This window comes from Pseudomonas sp. SWRI111 (assembly GCF_014268555.1).
GTDB classification, from domain to species: domain Bacteria; phylum Pseudomonadota; class Gammaproteobacteria; order Pseudomonadales; family Pseudomonadaceae; genus Aquipseudomonas; species Aquipseudomonas hamedanensis.
Map to the genome: position 1 here is coordinate 47,347 of NZ_JABWQQ010000007.1, position 16,300 is coordinate 63,646.

A 16,300-nucleotide genomic window follows, 5' to 3' on the forward strand; every position below is an offset into this window, starting at 1 on the left:
ATGGTCTGGCTCGCCGCCCTCCTGCTGCTGCTCGGTGCCCTGCTGCTGGCGGGCAATCACTGGCTGACCGAACGCCGCCGCGCCCGTCAGATCAGCCTGCGCCTGCAAGGGCAACTGGTGCGCGAAAACCGCTTCGGCCACTGGCTGCGGGCACTGGGCAACAGCCGCTTCGGCCAGCGTTCGGTGAGCATCGACAGCGAAACCCAGACCCTGCTCAGCCGCCTCGGCTGGCGGCGCGCCAACGAGCGCGCACTGTTCGCCGCCTGCCAGATCGGCACGCCATTACTGGCGCTGGGACTGGCGATCTTTCTGCAAGAAGTGTTTTTCCCCCAGGCAACCCATCGCTGGCTGGCGCCGATGTTCGCCGCCGGGGGCGGCTATTTGCTGCCCAAACGCATACTGGCCTATGCCGCCGCACGCCGGCAGAAAACCATCGCGGTGGAGATTTCCACGTTTATCCCGCTGCTGCGCATCCTTTTCGAATCCGGCATGGCCGTCGAACAAGCCCTGCGCGTGCTCAGCACCGAAGGACACAAACTGCTGCCGGAACTGACCCGCGAACTGCGCCTGTTGCTGACCCGGGTCGACTCGGGCCTGGAACTGGGACAGGAATTGCACAAGACCGCGGTGATGCTCGCCGTCGACGAATTCACCGACACCTGCGTCATCCTCCACCAGTTGATCCACCAGGGCGGCGGTGCCATGAAATCGTTGCTCGCGCTCAAGCAACTGCTGGACGACCGACGCCTGACTCGCTTGCAGGAATACATCTCGAAAATGTCGGCGAAGATGTCGGTAGTGATGATGCTGTTTCTGTTTCCAGCCCTGCTGATCGTACTGGCCGGCCCGGGCTTCACCGCAATCACCCGGGCGTTTGCAAACTGACGCTGGCTCATGGAGAGCGCTTGATGAAACTACTGATAATCGTCGCAAGCCTGTTGCTGCTCGGCGGCTGCGCCACCGATGGCCAGGCACCGTGGACCTCTCTGCTGTCGCCGGCCAGTTGCAGCAAACTGACCTCGGAGCAAGAACTGGCCCTGAACCTGGCGGACGATCTGGCCAACGACGGCAAACTCCACGCCAGCCTCGCCAACCTGCAAAGCCTGCCAGACAACCTCAGCGAAGTACGCCTGCGCAAAGCCAAGGTCTATCGCCTGCTCGGCCGCAGCGAAGCCGAGCCGCTCTACCGCAGCCTGCTCGGCGGCTGCCTGACCGCCCAGGCCGAACACGGCCTGGGCCAACTCTACGCCGCCCGCGGCGACAACGGCCAGGCCCAGGCCCACTTGCAACGCGCCGTACGCCTGGCCCCGACCGACGAAAAAATCCGCAACGACCTGGGCGTGGTCTACCTCAACCAACTGCGCCTGAACGAGGCCCGATTCGAATTCCTCACCGCCATCGAACTCACCCAGGACAATCAATTGGCGACGCTGAACATGGTCACTTTGCTGCTATACCAGAACAACTGGCAGCAAGCCGCCGAAATCGTCAGCCGCTCGAAACTGACCCCCGAACAATTCACCGAAGCCCGGCAACGCGCAGAAAAACTGAAAACCCCAATCAACGCCAAAGCAGCGCCCGGCGATCAAGTCGCAGCCGTCATCGACCCGCTGCCGCCGTCGGTCAAATAAGGAGCCCGCCATGAACACCCTCAAAGGCCTGTGCTACCTCACCCTGCTCACCTTGCCCCTGAACACCCACGCCATCGACGCCGGCCCGGCCTCGGCGCAACAACAGGAAACCGAAGGCTGGCTCCTCCTGCAAAGCCGCAACAAAGCCGCCTCCGCCAACCCCCAAAGCGCCACCGCTACCGAACGCGAACTGGCGATGCAGCGCTGGCTGAAGAAATACCAATACGAAATTCCGGATTTTTATGACCCGGATGCGGGGGGGAAGATCGAGAGCAAGAATTAGTTTTTCGGTGCCTTTGGGGCAGCCTTCGCGAGCAGGCTCACTCCCACAGTGGGGTTGTGGTGGGTCAGGAGGAAATGGGGCGGCTGGCAGGACGCCTTCGCTGGCAAGCCAGCTCCCACAGTCGGATTGGGTGAGTCCTGATGGAGATGAGGCGGCTGGTCGGCCGTCATCGCGAGCAGGCTCGCTCCCACAGTGGGGTTGTGGTGGGTCAGGAGGAAATGGGTCGGCTGGCAGGCCGCCTTCGCTGGCAAGCCAGCTCCCACAGTTGGGATTGGGTGAATCTGATGGAAATGAGGCGGCTGGTCGGACGTCTTCGCGAGCAGGCTCGCTCCCACAGAAAAGCAAAAGCAAAAGCAAAGTCGAAAGCAAAGCATGTTGGCTTCTAACCACTCAACACAATGAGCGTTAGCTCGAGTACCGCTTTTGCTTCTCACCACTCAACACAATGAGCGTTAGCTCAAGTACCGCTTTTGCTTCTCACCACTCAGCACAATGAGCGTTAGCTCGAGTAACGCTCTTGATCTTGATGCACGGCGCCCGTCGGAAGGCTGAGCGGAGGGATTGATCCGGGCGTGGGAGCGCAGCGACCGTACGACGAAGTCGTACACAGCGAGAGGAGGTGCAGCGAAGCAAACCGGAGACGCTGCGCCCGGATCGATCCCGCAGCGAAGGCACCCCGAGCCACAGCGAGGGGCCGCACGTCAGGGCAAAAGGCCTTTGGTTACTTTGGGCCCCCAAAGTCACCCGCCGTAAGGGCGGAACCCTGAGCAGCCGTTACCGCAGCAACGGATATGCCCCCCAAACCCCAAATAACATGGCCGGCCCAAAGGCCGCCAAGTCAATGCGCCGTCACCCGAACCTCACGCACAGAAGCAGCACCGGGCGACAAGGCCAGCGCCAACTGCGTCCGATTATGCATATGCGTCAACCGCAACACCTGCGACACATACAACTTCACCGTGTTCTCGGTAATCCCCAACTCACAGGCAATCTGATAATTGGTCTGCCCCTTGCCCACCAGCCGCGCAACATCAAGCTGGCGCGGCGACAACTGATCGAAGATCGCCGGCATCTGCGCCGCGTCCCCGCCGAGCATGTCACTGACCACCGCCGCCGGCTGACGACGCACCTTGTCCAGATCCTGATAAAGGTCATCAATCGACTCGGACAAGAACTGCAACTTCTGATTCAAATGCCCCAGGTGCAGATTTTTTTGTCGCTCCTGCAGAGCCAGCTCCTGGCGCTTGACCCCTTCAAGCAGCTCATCCAGATCCACCGGCTTCTGGTAGTAATCGGCAATCCCGGCCCGCAACGCCTTGATCACATCCTGCTTGTCGGCTCGCCCGGTGAGCATGATCGCCTCGAACACCCGATGCTGGCCGGCCAGCTTTTGCAACGCCTGGATCAACTGAATGCCGTCCATGTCCGGCATATGCAGATCGCTGAGCACTAGCCCGATCTCCATATCCGCGCTGAAACGCTCGATCGCCTGCTGACTGGAATGACACGGCACGCAACGGTAGCCACTGCTTTCAAGAAATTCACAGAGTTCTTCAACGATCAGCGATTGATCATCGACAACCAGAATTTTTACTGCAGAGATTAGCTTGTTCACGAACCACTCCCTTGCTCGGGCCAAAGCTGACGGTTTCTGCACTTTGGCGGTGTAATCACCTCGTCTGAAGTTAGACGCACTTTCCGACTATGTACATAGGACTAGTGGCAACTGGCGATTAATGGATCCAGGGAAGTGAAAGCAGCACACCGACCAGCACAAAGGGTGCAAATGGCAGCTTTTTTGACGTATGCGGGGCAAGATGACGCAAACGCTGCCTAAGCCCTTGAGACAAATGAAGCCAGACTCTTGGCGCGAGCAGCAGCCAGAGCAGACTCGCGACGCCAGCACCGATAAACGCGCCGAGAATGAACAGACCGTTCGTCGCAAGACCCAGAGCTGTCATTAATTTCACATCGCCGGCGCCCATGCGCCCCATGACGTAACCGGGCAGTGTCAGCGCCAGCGCAATCAGACAAGCCCAGCCGCCCTGCCCCGCGTCAGCGCCAAGCCAGGTGTTGCCGGTCGACAGTAGCCAGACCAGCGCGAAGGCACCTGCGCCGAACGTCCAGGCATTGGAAATTTGCCGTTGCCGGGCGTCTTGCACAGCGCAAAGTGTCAGCCAAATCAGGAGGAAGAAAATCTGCATCCGCTAAAAACCGTCCGTGTTGGCTGAATGATTCTATGCTCAGACTACGCAGTGACTGTCAGGGTAGACGCACGGATGAGAACCGGCTTTCGGAAGTCGCAAAAAGGTGCGGTGGCGATTGAATTCGCTTTGGTGTTCATCATTTTTTTCGCCGTGTTTTACGGTCTGGTCAGCTACAGCCTGCCTTTTGTAATGATGCAATCGTTCAACGAGGCCACCGCTGAAGCGGTGCGCCGCAGCGTCGCGGTGGATCCGACGACACCCAACTACTCGACGGTCGTGGTCAATACCGCCAATGCCGCCCTGACCCAGCGATTGCAATGGCTGCCAACGGCGCTGAATCTGGTGATCGGGGTCGACACCAGCGCGGTCTATGACGCCGCCACCGGCACCTTGACGGTCACGGTGAATTACCCGGTCAGCAAACTCAATCAGGTCATGCCCTTTCTGGTGCTGCCGGGGATCGGCACCGTGCCCAACCTGCCCAGTCACCTGACTGCCGCATCGAGCCTGCAATTTTGACCTCCGGAGACAATCTTTTCGGGCGCCTGCTCAAGCGCGCACCGACCGCCGCCCACGAGTTGCCTGATCCGCTCGGCGCGCCGAGCACCGGTTTGCACCTGTATCTGGACGGCGCGGGTGGCGTCCTGCAAATGGCCGGACCGCTGCGCCACTTGCTGGCGCAGCACCCACCCCACGGCCAGCCGCTGCCGTTGAGTGCGTATCTGCTGGCGCACAGCACGCTGGCCGTTGAGGGACAGCCCCGGGACTGGCAAAGCCAAGTGCTCGACCTCGATTTTTCCAGCCACGGCGAGCAGCCCCTGCACCTGCGCGGTTGGGTACAGCCACTGGGCGAAGGCTGGCTATTGCAATTGATTGACATCGCCGACCTGCTGCGCGAACGCCAACAGTCGCGCCATCGCGAGGCCTGCCAGGCCCTCGCCGCACAGGTCAGCGAGCGCCTGCGCACGTGCAGCCTGACACGCTTGCCGGCGGTGCTTGGCGAACAACTGCAAGCCATCGCGCAACACTGGCACATCCCCTGCCTGGCCGTGGCCTTGCTCGATGAGCAGGGCCAGGGCTGGCAGATACACCAAGCGTTTCACCGCCACGATGCTCCGCAACTATGGCAGGACGGTCAACGCCTGGGCACGGCGCTGGACAGTCTGAACGGCACCGCGCCGCAGCGTTTCGGCGCTCATCATGGTTTGCAGGAGCACACTCGCGTGCAGGCGATCTTCGCCAGCGCCAACGGTTTTGCCGTGCCATACAGCAATGACCAAGGGGTGGTGGCGTGGCTGCTCTGCGGTGTTTACGCCGTCGATCAAGCCGCCCCCTCGCTGACGGACCGGGACTGGCTGTCATTGGCCGGTGCACTGGCCGGCCCGCTGCTCAGCCGCTTGCGCGAGCAGCAGCATCAGCAGTCGATGGAGCGTCTCGAATCCCTGCAAACCCTGCTCGGTACCGGCTGGTGGGAAATCAGCGACGCCAGCGGGATTGCTTTGGCGCCATCGCTGGCCGCCACGCTGCACCTCAACGACGCCAGATTGCCCGTCGAAGACTGGCTCAAGCAGATCCATCCCGCCGATCGCGATGAGTTGCGCAGCCGCTTGCACGCCCTGCAACGGCAAGGAGAAGCGCTGACCTTGTGTGTTCGTCTGCACCACACCGATGCAGGACAACCACCTGCCTGGTACCGCATTCAGGGCCAAGTCAGCGGCACCGGTGAGCATCGGCGTCTGGTGGGCTTCATGCTCGACATCAGCGACATCCAGAACCAGCAACAACTGGCCGCTGCCGCCCACGCTCGGCTGGACAACCTGATCGCCAGTTCGCCGGCGGTGATTTATGTCCAGCGCTATGAGGAAGGCGCCCTGCACCCGGCGTTTTTCAGCGCCAGCCTGCAACCCCTGCTCGGCTGGACGCTGGAAGAGTGCAGGGCGGCCGGCCTGATCGAGCGCGTGCACCCCGAAGACCGCGAGGTGTATTTCGAGCGCAGCCGCCAGTTGCTGCGCGAAGGCTCGGTGCGCACGCGTTACCGGCTGCGTGACCGCCGTGGCGATTATCACTGGTTGCTCGATGAGGCCAGGCTGTTGCGCAACGATCTCGGCCTGCCGGTCGAAGCGGTCGGTCTGTGGCTCGACGTTACCGACGCCACCCTGGCCGCCGAGCAGGTTCGGCTGAGCGAAGAACGCTACCGGATTCTCGTCGAAGACTCGCCCGCGATGATCTGCCGCTACCGCCCGGACCTGACGCTGACCTTTGCCAACCGGCCGCTGGCGACCTATCTGGAATGCACGCCGGAACAGGTGCCGGGCATCGACCTGGGCGGCTGGATGTCCGACGAACAACGCAGCGCATTCGTTCAGCGCCTGGCCTTGCTGACCCCGCAACAGCCGGTGAGCACCGCCGAGATCAGCCTGCAATTGCCTGGCCGTGAGCACGCCTGGTGGGTCTGGTCGGATCGCGGTGTGTTCGATGAAAGCGGGCAGTTGCTTGAAATCCAGGCCGTGGGGCGCGACAACACCGAGGTACGCCGCTCGCAGCAGCAACTCACGCAAAGCGCGAAGATGGCCACGCTCGGCGAAATGGCCACCGGCCTTGCCCATGAAATCAATCAGCCGTTGAACGTGATGCGCATGGCCATCGTCAACGTGCTCAAGCGCCTGAACAACGGCGAGGTGCAACTCGATTACCTGATCGACAAACTCAACCGCATCGACTCCCAGGTGCAGCGCGCCGCCAAGGTGGTGGATCACATGCGGGTGTTCGGCCGACGTTCGGAAATCGAGCAACAGCTGTTCAACCCCGCTTCGGCCATCGAGGGCACGCTGTCGTTGCTGGCCGAAGGCATGCGCGGCAAAGGCGTGGAGCTGCGCATCAGCGCGACCGGCTTCGAGGCTCGGGTGTGCGGTTACGTCGATCAGCTTGAGCAAGTGTTGATCAACCTCATGGTCAACGCTCGCGACGCCCTGCTGGCCAGGCGCGTGAACGATTCCGCGTTCAAGCCATGGATTTCGATCTATGCCGAACGCGACGAGGAGAACGTGCGGCTGTGGGTCGAGGACAATGGCGGCGGCATCGATCCGCGGTTGCTCGAACGGATTTTCGAGCCGTTTTTCACCACCAAACCGATCGGTGTCGGCACGGGCCTGGGGCTGTCGGTGAGTTACGGCATCATCGCCAATATGGGCGGACACCTGAGCGTGTGTAACTCGGTGGAGGGCGCACGGTTTTGCATAGAATTGCCTTTGGCAACAGACGCTCAAATCACCAGATAAGCCTTACCGGTCTGGCCGCAAGTCATGTTGGCGCCGACGTCGACGTCCATCAGGTTGATGCCCATACCGCTGAGCAGGTTGTTCAACAACGGGTCGAGCAAGGGGCTGATCAGCCCGGTGACGACAGGTAACAAGCGGGTGCTGACATCGCCGATCAACGAGGCCACACCCGTGATGACGGCGCCCAGCGGGTTGCTGCCTACCGGTTTGTAGACGATCAGATTGATCCCCGCCAGGGTGTTCGACAGGCTGTTGACGATATTGCTGGTCGGCGCCGCGGACTGGATGCTCGGCGGCAGTTTGAGGTTGGCGGGCGTGGCGAACGGTGTGTTGCTGGAAAAAATCAGATTCTGGGTATTTTCCGCCACGCTGGTGTCGAGCTTGAGGGCGATGCCGCCTGCGCCGAATTGAACATGCGTGGCGGGATTGCAACTGCCGATGCCGAGAATTTTGTGGCAGGTCACGATACCCAGGTCAACCAGCGGCAACGGTGCAACCGTAGGCTTGGCTACCGAAGAAAACGCAAGGGTCGGGTCGATCTTGCCAAGCATGAGGTCAGCAACCGAGGTAACGGTGTGCGCGGTCAGGCTTTTGCTGCCGGTGTTGCCCGTCGGGCAGCGGAAGTCGGTGACATAACTCTCAGCGCCGCCGGCATCCAGTGCGATGTCGATTTGCGGTGACGGCAGCAGCTTCGGGTCGAGCTGTTCGCAACCGGCGCCCAGCAGGCAACCGAGTGAGTTGAGCGTAGCCACCAGATTCAGGCTCAGCAAAGCATTCAGCGTCGGCGTCAGTGTGCCGACCAGTCCCAGCACTGCGTCGCTCAGCCCCGTCACGCCGGACAACACCGGCAAGTTCACCGACAGCATCGTACGAACCTGCGCCGTGCGCACATAAATCCGGTCCGGCCCCAGCGGGTCGGCCTTGGCCCGGGCCGGGTCGCCGATGGCGGAAAACTGCGGCGGCTCGATGACCTTCACCCGTACCGTGACACCCGCCAGACCGAGCACGTTGACCGGCAAGGTCGCCGCCACCGCACTTTTGCTGTTGGCCAGTTGCACCACGCCTTGCACCAGTTGCAACAACTGCAGATTCGCATCCAGCCCCGCCGCCGTGGTGCCGGTCTGCAGTTGCAGAATTTCACCCAGCCTGACCGGCGCGGCGTTGGCCGCCGCCACCTGTAACTGACCCAGCGCAGTGATCACCTGGGCCGTCGCGCCATCGAGTTGCACCACCGTCGCGGCGGCCTGGAGTAATTGGGTCACGGTGGCCTGGGTATTGAGCAACTGTGTGTAATCCCCTGCTGCGACGTTAAGGTTGATCGCCAGTTGATCGAGGTATTTGAGCAGGTTGATGTCGGTGTTGAGCAGGCCCTCCCAGCCCAGCGCCGTCAGGTTGACGTTGCCGCCGAGCAGCCCGGAAAACAGCGGATTGAGAATGTTCGAGCGGGCGGTATCGACGCTCGCCAGAGTGCTGCGAATATTCAACTGGGCGATGGTCGGCTGGGGTTTGGCGGCAACTGCCGAGGCATTGAGGGTGGTGTTGAGGCTGACCGGCGCGGCACTGAACAGCGCCTGCACACCACCGGCGAAACTGCTGGTCAGTGTGCGGCTGGCGGCGACTCTGACCGCGCCCGACTGAGTGGCGTCCAGGGTAAACGTGCGTAAACCGCTGGCGGCGGTCACCAGCATGCCGCAGGTGGTGGCGAGGGTGTTGCCGGCATTGACGATGTAGCCGTTACGCAGCGCGCTTTGCCCGGCGTAAGTCGCCGCTGTCAGCCCCGGCAGACAATTGCCGCCGCGACTGATGGCTTCGAGCGCGGCGTTGTCCACCACGCGCTGCAATTTGCGCTGCTCCATGTACAGGCGGCCTGTGTCGACCACCAGCAGCATCAGCACCAGCGCCAGACTGAGCGTGGCGGCCGCCATCAAGCCGATCGCGCCGCGTTGCCGGGTCGGGCCGTTGAGTTGCGAACCAGGCAACATGGCGCACTCCTTTGCCGGCGCGATGCCGAGCGCTGCCTCCATTGGTGGGCTTGAGTGTAGACGCGCTGGAGCGAGCGTGCTGGCGTCGCGCAATGCCAGTCACATACCCCTGTAGGAGTGAGCCTGCTCGCGATAGCGGTGTGTCAGGCACATATTACCTGGCTGATACACCGTTATCGCGAGCAGGCTCACTCCTACAAGGGATTTGTGTCTGGCTAGAGAAGGGGGCTCAGCGCGGTGGATAGTTCGCCAGAATCCGCGCCACCGTTTCGCGGATGGCGCTGCTGCGATCTTCCGGGTTCGGCCGGCTGGCGAGCATTTGCTCATCGCTGCCGCGCCAGACCAGTTTGCCGTCCTTGCCGTCCAGCAGGTCGATCTGCACGGTCGCGACCTTGTAAGTGATGTTGCGCGTCTCGTTGTACATCGGCGCGCCCCAGTAGCCGTTCCACGGGCCGCCCCAACCGCCGCCGTAATTGGTCGTCACTTGCTGCTGGCGATCCTCGACGATCAGATAAGCCTGCACATTCAAGTCAGCCCTGGTGCCGGCATTGGCCGGGCGCAAACCGCGCTGATCGAGTTGGTCGGCCACTGCCTGGCGGATGCGTTGCTCGGTCAGGTCGCTCTTGATGCGCGGGTCATCGGGGCGATATTGCAGGGCAGGTTCTTTCCAGCTCCAGTTGCGATACGCGGCAAAGTCGCGGCTGGCGTCGAAATCATGATTAACCTGGTTGGACGCGCACGCAGTGAGCAGCGCGACCATGACCAGTAAAGCGAGACGACGGAACATGGGCTTTTCTCCAGTTGAAGACATGAACCCGCGAGCGCTTTCAAGCAGCCACTAAGCGGGAGGATACGCCGACAGGGCCTTTTCCACAGCGTCGCGGATCGAGTCGCTGAGCTCGATCTGATTGCCTTGAGCGCCGGTTTCGGCGCTGGCACTCCAGACCGGTTGACCGGTGCCCGCGTCAAACAGCTCAACCCGCACCACGACGACTTGCTCCTGGTAGGTGCGCACGATCGGCACAGTGTTGTACATGCCATAACCGCGTCCATATCGATCATAGCCGCCGTAGCCACCGTAGTAGCCATAATCGTCGCGCACCTGGCGTAAACGGGTTTCCAGATGCAGGTTTGCGCTGACCCAAAGATCGGCCGGGCGCTGGTCGTGCAGCGGACGCAAGCCGCGCTGGTCGAGGGCATTGCTCACCGCTTCGGCCACCTGCGCCGAATCGGCCCATGCGCTGCCCGGCGGCAGTTGCCCGTTGAGCCACGTCCAACTGCGATAGCGTGCGTAATCGCGAGGTGGCGCCGGGTAAGCGCTGCGGTCAAACGTGCTGGCCGCTTGCGCGGGCGCGGGCGGCAGGGGCCGCGACTGCGCCACGTAGGGGTTGCTGCCCTGGCAGGCGGCCAACCCCAGACACATCAGCAATAACCCGGATCGAGCGTTCATGTGAGGCCCCCGTCAGATCGGCCGGCAGATCCAGTGCAGGTAGCGCCCAAGCCCGGCGAAGCTTGGGTGACGGCGGTGCGCGAGTTCCATTTCGAGCAAATCCGCCAATGGCGCGCGGCCCTGGAATTCCACCGGCATGTAATCGTGAAAAACCCGCACCCCGCTCTGGCTTTCGACCTGCCACAAACCGTCGAGTTGCGTTGCCAGCTCCCGCGGGTCGAGTGGCTGCTGCGGGGTCAGGCTCTGTTTTTCACCGGCCATGACGTTGCTGCGCATTTTCTTGAAATGGCCCTTGAGCAGATTGCGGTAAATCAGCGCGTCGCGGTTGTAGAACGCCAGCGACAACCAGCCGCCGGGCCGGGTCAGTTGATGCAACACCGGCAGGATCGCATGGGGTTCGGCCAGCCACTCGAGCACGGCGTGACAGATCACCAGATCGTAACGTTCAGTGAGTTGCCCTGGCAGCTCCTGCCATGGCGCCTGAATGAATGTCGCGCTGTGCCCGGCCTCGGCGAACCGCTGGCGCGCGCCTTCGAGCATTGGCGCGGCCGGCTCGGTGAAGGTGATGTCGTGACCGCGTTCCGCCAGCCACAGCGACATGTGCCCCAGGCCACCGCCGATGTCGAGCACACGCAACGGGCGATCCGGCAGCGCTTCGGCGAGGTCGGCCTGCAACACCGCGAGGCGGATCGCGCCTTTGGCACCGCCGTAGATTTTTTCGGCGAACCGCGTCGCCAACTGATCGAAATGCCGGTCGCCCATCAGCTGAACCGCCGTTCGCTGTCGGCGAGCTTGGCGCGCACCACCTCGTTCATGTCCAGGCCCAACTCGCTGCACAGCAGCAACAGATACAGGACGATATCGCCGACTTCCTGCCCGGCGTGAGCCAGTTTGTCAGCGGGCAACTGGCGCGACTGGTCTTCGCTCAGCCACTGGAAGATTTCCACCAGCTCGGACATTTCGACGCTGGCCGCCATGGCGAGGTTTTTCGGGCTGTGAAATTGCCGCCAGTCATTGCGGTCGCGAATGGCGTGCAGGCGTTCGGTCAGTTCAACAAGGTTCATCGGGCTCTCCTGAAGGCGTATAGCTTCGGGGGGATACCCACCGAAGGCAAGGGTTGCCGGTGAACTATTGTGGGAGCGAGCCTGCTCGCGAAGGCCGCTCATCCAGACTTGATTGGACTGACACGGCGCTTTCGCGAGCAGGCTCGCTCCCACACACACCCTGTGCAAACCTTCTATCATGCAGGGAACTCGGCCGCCCTCGGTGTGGCCCAAGGCTCAGCTCTTTCATCAGGATGCACACATGCGTGTAGAAAGCTTTTTCGAATGGCTCGGCCAGGCGCTCGGCTCGGTGATCCGGTTTATCGTCGACGGTCTCAGCGGCTTGTTCAATATGCTCAGCAATGCCGGCAGCAACTTTGTCGATGGCCTGGCACAAACACTGGGGATGGACACGTCGATCATCAGCATTCTTGCGCTGATCGTCGGGCTGATGCTGTTGTGGTCGGCGATTCGCGCGTTCATGAATGCGTCGATCATTGCCGGGATCATCTGGCTGCTGCTGGGGTTGTGGTTGTTGAGCTGGATCATCCACTGACACCACCGTCCCCTGTGGGAGCGAGCCTGCTCGCGAAGGCGATGGATCATCCAGAGCTGATTTGACTGACACAGCGCTTTCGCGAGCAGGCTCGCTCCCACATTGAATGGCATGAATCGTTACAATCGCCGCTCCTCCAAGGAGCCTGCATGTCCACTCTGATTGCCGACTGGCGCGACCGCCCGACTCACCGCAAGGTCTGGGCGCTGGCCGCGCCGATGATTCTTTCCAATATTTCCGTGCCACTGGTGGCGCTGGTCGACAGCACCGTCATCGGTCACTTGCCCCACGCCCATCAATTGGGTGCGGTGGCGGTCGGCGCCAGCCTGTACACCTTGCTGGCCTGGGCCATGGGGTTTCTGCGCATGGGCACCACCGGGTTTGCCGCACAAGCCGCCGGACGCAGCGATGGTGCGGCGTTGCGGCAGATTCTGTTGCAGGGCCTGTTGCTGGCGGTGGGACTTGCCATCGTGCTGGGCAGTCTGGGCGTGCCGCTTAGCGGCGTCGCGCTGCATTTCATGCAACCGTCGGCGGCGCTGGATCAGCTCACTCGGGAATTTTTTCATACACGCCTGTTCGGCCTGCCGGCGGCGCTGGCGACTTATGCGCTGGTCGGCTGGTTTCTCGGCACGCAGAATGCGCGGGCGCCGCTGGCGATTCTGCTGACCACCAACCTGATCAACATTGCGCTCAATCTGTGGTTTGTCATCGGCCTGGACTGGGGCGTGGTCGGCTCCGCTCGCGCCTCGGTGATCGCCGAGTGGAGCGGCGCCCTGCTCGGCCTGCTGCTGACTCGCACAGCCTTGCGCGCCTATCCGGGGCAAATCGTCTGGGCGGCGCTGAAGCGTTGGCAGAGCTGGCGGCCGCTGTTGGCGGTGAACCGGGACATTTTCATCCGCAGCCTCGCCCTGCAATCGGTGTTCTTTCTGATCACCGTACAAGGCGCACGGCTGGGGGACGCAACGGTGGCCGCCAACGCGTTGCTGCTTAATGGTCTGCTGCTCACGGCCCACGCCCTCGACGGCCTGGCCCACGCCGTCGAAGCGCTGTGCGGGCATGCCATCGGTGCCCGCAATCGCCTCGCCCTGCGCCGTTCGCTGGTTGTCGCGGGCGGCTGGTCGCTGATTGCCAGCCTCGGTTTCGCCCTGCTGTTTCTCTGCACAGGTCACCTGTTCATTGAAATGCAGACCGACATCCAGAGCGTGCGTGACACCGCCTTCATCTACTTGCCCTACCTGGCCGTGCTGCCATTGATTGCGGTCTGGAGCTACCTGCTCGACGGCCTGTTCATCGGCGCCACGCGCGCCCGGGAAATGCGCAACGGCATGGTGCTGACGGTGATCCTGCTAGTGCCCTTCGCCTGGGCGCTACAGGGTCTGGGCAATCACGGTCTGTGGATCTCGTTTCTGCTGTTCATGGTCCTGCGCAGCCTGACCCTCGGCGCACAAGCCTGGTGGCTCAAGCGCAGCGACGGCTGGTTCAGCGCCAAGGCTCACTGACGCACGGGCGAACCCGCGCCGGACTCAGCCCATCGCCCCCCACTGGCGCCGCACATGGTCCAGCCGCTCCTGCTGAGTCAACCCTGGTGGCGGTGGCACCAGCACGGCACGCGGATGGAGCAGGCGCAGCCACAGCCAGCCGTCGAGTATGGCGCGATCGCTGAAGCCCAGCGCCAGGCCTTGCTGCGCATGGGCGCGGATCGCCGCGTAATCGGTCTCCAGCGCCTGGCACCAGCGCCAGATGTGCTGTTCCAGCAAGCAGGTTTGCAGACGCTCACGCTGACGGCGGGTAAGGCTTTGCTCGATCCCCAGCGGCTCGACGGCCAAACGCGGATTGCACAGCTGTTGCCAGCCCTGACTGCCGATGGCACGGTCGGCCCAGGTGCCGCCGAACCAGCGTAACTGGCGGATCGGCCCGAGCCAGCGGCTCAGCTCCACGGCATCGCAGGCGTCGAAAAAATAGCTCGCGGTCTGGCGATTGTAATAGCTGAGCAAGGCCCGATGATTCAGGCCGAACGAGACCGTGAGCATGCGCTGCAGATGCTGCAGCAGTGGCTGAGCGGCCACCTCACTGATCAGCAACAGGCCCCGCCAGGTGTTCGGGTCGCGCAGACACAACGCCGTCAGTGCCGGGCTTTCACGCAGGTCGACTAATACCGGGCCATGCTCGCTGAGCGGTTGAAATTCGGTGCCGTCGAACAGCCGCCAGTGCGGTACATCGGTAAACCCGGCGCGCAATGTGCGCAAGGCCTGAGGGGCGTCCGGGCCATCGAGCAGCAGCCATTGCGCCAGCGGTTGCAGCGTCGCGCCGCTCATCTTGCGCCGCTCTGGTCAAGCGCGGTGAGCAGCCGACAACTGCACACCGACTCGGCGCAATGGCGAAAACTGCCACCCCCGGGGATCAGACACAGCAGCAACAGTGGCTCGCCAGACGCCAGCAGTGGATGCAGGCCATCCACCACCAGACGCTCCGGCAGCGGCAACGGCGGATCGTCGGTAATCCCCGGACTGCCGAGCGCCGGCTGAAGGATGCCACTGATCATCGGCTGATCGGGATCGCCCTCAAGAAAGCTGACCACCACTTCAACACCGTCGGCCAGCGCCAGCGGCGGCCCTTCCTCCAGGGCCGGGGCCAGCGGCAGCCAGCAATGACTCGGCGCCGCACCCTCGCCCTGATACAGCCAGTCGAACTGCACCGCCACTGGCCGGCAACGATCGGGCTGAGGCTCGTCGACTGACACCACCCAGGCCCGTTGCAGGCTGTGCATGCGCAGCGTCGACGGTGCGGTGGCCACGGCGCACGTCGGCACCTGCGACGCCCCGAACAGGCGGTTGCTGTAAGGCGACGCGAGGGATTGCTCGCCACGGTGTTCGATCCGGGTCATCAACCATTGGCGATTGCATGCCGCAAACGGATGCCCGCTCAGACTCAGCCAGTGACCGCTGCGCAACTGCGCAAGATCACTGCAACCCTCGACCCGCACACCGTGCAGTCCGGCTTGGGAATCCTCGCTCAACTGCCATTGGCTGATGCCGGCAGAATCACTCGGGCGCTCATGCTCGTCCTGATACTGCGCGGCACCGGCCAGCGGCAACCGCGCGGGGTCGTCGCCGAACACCAGGCAATGCCTGTTGTTCTGATGCTCGAAGTAATAGTGAATCCGCGCCTGCGCACACAAGCGCTGGAGCAGTTGCAGATCCGATTCACGGTACTGGGTGCAGAATGTCCGGGGCGGGTAATCGCCGTGCAATTCGAAGCGCCGCTGGGCGCCGACGATGCCGTGTTCCCTGAGTACCTGCTCAATGATCTGCGGCACCGAGCGGCCACTGAAGATTCGTTGACTGATACGCAGGCCGAGGCAATCGAGTTTCGGTCCGAGACGAATGCGGCTCAAGCGCAGGCCCTGGCCGTGTTCATGCTGGACGAGGCTTTGCAATTGACCGTGCACACCTTCGCCAGGCGCGCCGAAACACAGGAACGCCGAACGGTGAAGCAGACCGGCGAGATCCAGTTGCGGGTCGTCGATCAAGACATCGACCTCGAACGCAAAGGGTTCGTTGAGGGCTTCGCTACCGGTAAAGGCCAGGACTTCGAAAGGGTCGGACAGGCCCGCTACATCGAGACGAAACGACTCGTTGAGTGGATCGAACATGGGCGGATCTCTACAGGAGGGGCGGCCGGGGATTCTCGCCGAGAGGCATGGCCGAGTAGAGTGCCCAAGTACAACTTAGGAAATGACCTACGCGAAAAGCAGACCAGATGACTTTGCTGGCTGTGGTAGCCAAGCAATTCGCTTGAAAACGGGGAAATGTCCCACCGGATCATCTGAATTTTCCACAGCATCGGGAAAAATCTCAGACAACCCGGTGG

Annotated in this window: 16 protein-coding genes; 7 read left to right on the plus strand and 9 right to left on the minus strand. The window is 62.5% G+C overall.

What is annotated here, in order from left to right:
- The 3 genes from HU755_RS10820 to HU755_RS10830 are packed head-to-tail and all read left to right on the plus strand — an operon-like array spanning position 1 to position 1,914.
- The gene (locus HU755_RS10820; RefSeq protein ID WP_186632352.1) at positions 1 to 885 is read left to right on the plus strand and encodes a type II secretion system F family protein; all 885 of its coding nucleotides are present in this window, start codon (positions 1 to 3) and stop codon (positions 883 to 885) included.
- Positions 886 to 908: 23 nt separating this feature from the next.
- Positions 909 to 1,631 carry a tetratricopeptide repeat protein gene (locus HU755_RS10825; RefSeq protein ID WP_186632355.1) on the plus strand — a complete coding sequence of 241 codons (723 nt, stop codon included), beginning with the start codon at positions 909 to 911 and terminating at the stop codon, positions 1,629 to 1,631.
- 10 nt (positions 1,632 to 1,641) lie between these two features.
- Positions 1,642 to 1,914, plus strand: coding sequence for a DUF3613 domain-containing protein (locus HU755_RS10830; RefSeq protein ID WP_186547449.1), 273 nt, complete (start codon positions 1,642 to 1,644; stop codon positions 1,912 to 1,914).
- 838 nt (positions 1,915 to 2,752) lie between these two features.
- On the opposite strand, the gene HU755_RS10835 is transcribed toward HU755_RS10830, so the two are convergent.
- On the minus strand, positions 2,753 to 3,529 hold the full coding sequence (locus HU755_RS10835; protein ID WP_186632358.1) for a response regulator: 777 nt from the start codon (positions 3,527 to 3,529) through the stop codon (positions 2,753 to 2,755).
- Positions 3,530 to 3,647: 118 nt separating this feature from the next.
- On the minus strand, positions 3,648 to 4,118 hold the full coding sequence (locus tag HU755_RS10840) for a prepilin peptidase (RefSeq protein WP_186632361.1): 471 nt from the start codon (positions 4,116 to 4,118) through the stop codon (positions 3,648 to 3,650).
- 75 nt (positions 4,119 to 4,193) lie between these two features.
- Here HU755_RS10840 and HU755_RS10845 point away from each other — a divergent pair, with 75 nt between their 5' ends.
- Positions 4,194 to 4,640 (plus strand): TadE/TadG family type IV pilus assembly protein, encoded by a 447-nt coding sequence (locus tag HU755_RS10845; protein WP_186547455.1) that lies wholly within the window; start codon positions 4,194 to 4,196, stop codon positions 4,638 to 4,640.
- Positions 4,637 to 7,399, plus strand: a complete 2,763-nt coding sequence (locus tag HU755_RS10850; RefSeq protein ID WP_186632363.1) for an ATP-binding protein — start codon at positions 4,637 to 4,639, stop codon at positions 7,397 to 7,399. Before HU755_RS10845 ends, HU755_RS10850 begins: the two co-directional genes overlap by 4 nt.
- On the opposite strand, the gene HU755_RS10855 is transcribed toward HU755_RS10850, so the two are convergent.
- The 5 genes from HU755_RS10855 to HU755_RS10875 form a co-directional block, all read right to left on the minus strand.
- Positions 7,384 to 9,381 (minus strand): pilus assembly protein TadG-related protein, encoded by a 1,998-nt coding sequence (locus HU755_RS10855; protein WP_186632366.1) that lies wholly within the window; start codon positions 9,379 to 9,381, stop codon positions 7,384 to 7,386. The genes HU755_RS10850 and HU755_RS10855 overlap by 16 nt on opposite strands.
- Before the next feature lie 229 nt (positions 9,382 to 9,610).
- Positions 9,611 to 10,168, minus strand: coding sequence for a DUF4136 domain-containing protein (locus tag HU755_RS10860; protein ID WP_186632369.1), 558 nt, complete (start codon positions 10,166 to 10,168; stop codon positions 9,611 to 9,613).
- Positions 10,169 to 10,219: 51 nt separating this feature from the next.
- The gene (locus tag HU755_RS10865) at positions 10,220 to 10,831 is read right to left on the minus strand and encodes a DUF4136 domain-containing protein (protein ID WP_186632372.1); all 612 of its coding nucleotides are present in this window, start codon (positions 10,829 to 10,831) and stop codon (positions 10,220 to 10,222) included.
- 12 nt (positions 10,832 to 10,843) lie between these two features.
- Complete coding sequence (locus HU755_RS10870; protein ID WP_186632375.1) at positions 10,844 to 11,593, minus strand: methyltransferase domain-containing protein; 750 nt, start codon at positions 11,591 to 11,593, stop codon at positions 10,844 to 10,846.
- Positions 11,593 to 11,895 (minus strand): MazG-like family protein, encoded by a 303-nt coding sequence (locus tag HU755_RS10875; RefSeq protein ID WP_053116915.1) that lies wholly within the window; start codon positions 11,893 to 11,895, stop codon positions 11,593 to 11,595. Before HU755_RS10875 ends, HU755_RS10870 begins: the two co-directional genes overlap by 1 nt.
- Positions 11,896 to 12,136: 241 nt before the next feature.
- Between HU755_RS10875 and HU755_RS10880 the strand changes: the two genes are divergently transcribed.
- Together HU755_RS10880 and HU755_RS10885 are read left to right on the plus strand one after the other, a co-directional pair.
- Positions 12,137 to 12,430, plus strand: coding sequence for a hypothetical protein (locus tag HU755_RS10880; RefSeq protein ID WP_186620537.1), 294 nt, complete (start codon positions 12,137 to 12,139; stop codon positions 12,428 to 12,430).
- 149 nt (positions 12,431 to 12,579) lie between these two features.
- Positions 12,580 to 13,929, plus strand: coding sequence for an MATE family efflux transporter (locus HU755_RS10885; protein WP_186620535.1), 1,350 nt, complete (start codon positions 12,580 to 12,582; stop codon positions 13,927 to 13,929).
- Between the two features lie 24 nt (positions 13,930 to 13,953).
- Here HU755_RS10885 and HU755_RS10890 read toward each other — a convergent pair whose 3' ends face one another.
- Positions 13,954 to 14,745 (minus strand): DUF4123 domain-containing protein, encoded by a 792-nt coding sequence (locus HU755_RS10890; protein ID WP_186632378.1) that lies wholly within the window; start codon positions 14,743 to 14,745, stop codon positions 13,954 to 13,956.
- Positions 14,742 to 16,082 (minus strand): type VI secretion system Vgr family protein, encoded by a 1,341-nt coding sequence (locus HU755_RS10895; RefSeq protein WP_186632381.1) that lies wholly within the window; start codon positions 16,080 to 16,082, stop codon positions 14,742 to 14,744. The genes HU755_RS10890 and HU755_RS10895 overlap by 4 nt, the downstream gene beginning before the upstream one ends.
- Positions 16,083 to 16,300 lie beyond the last annotated feature (218 nt).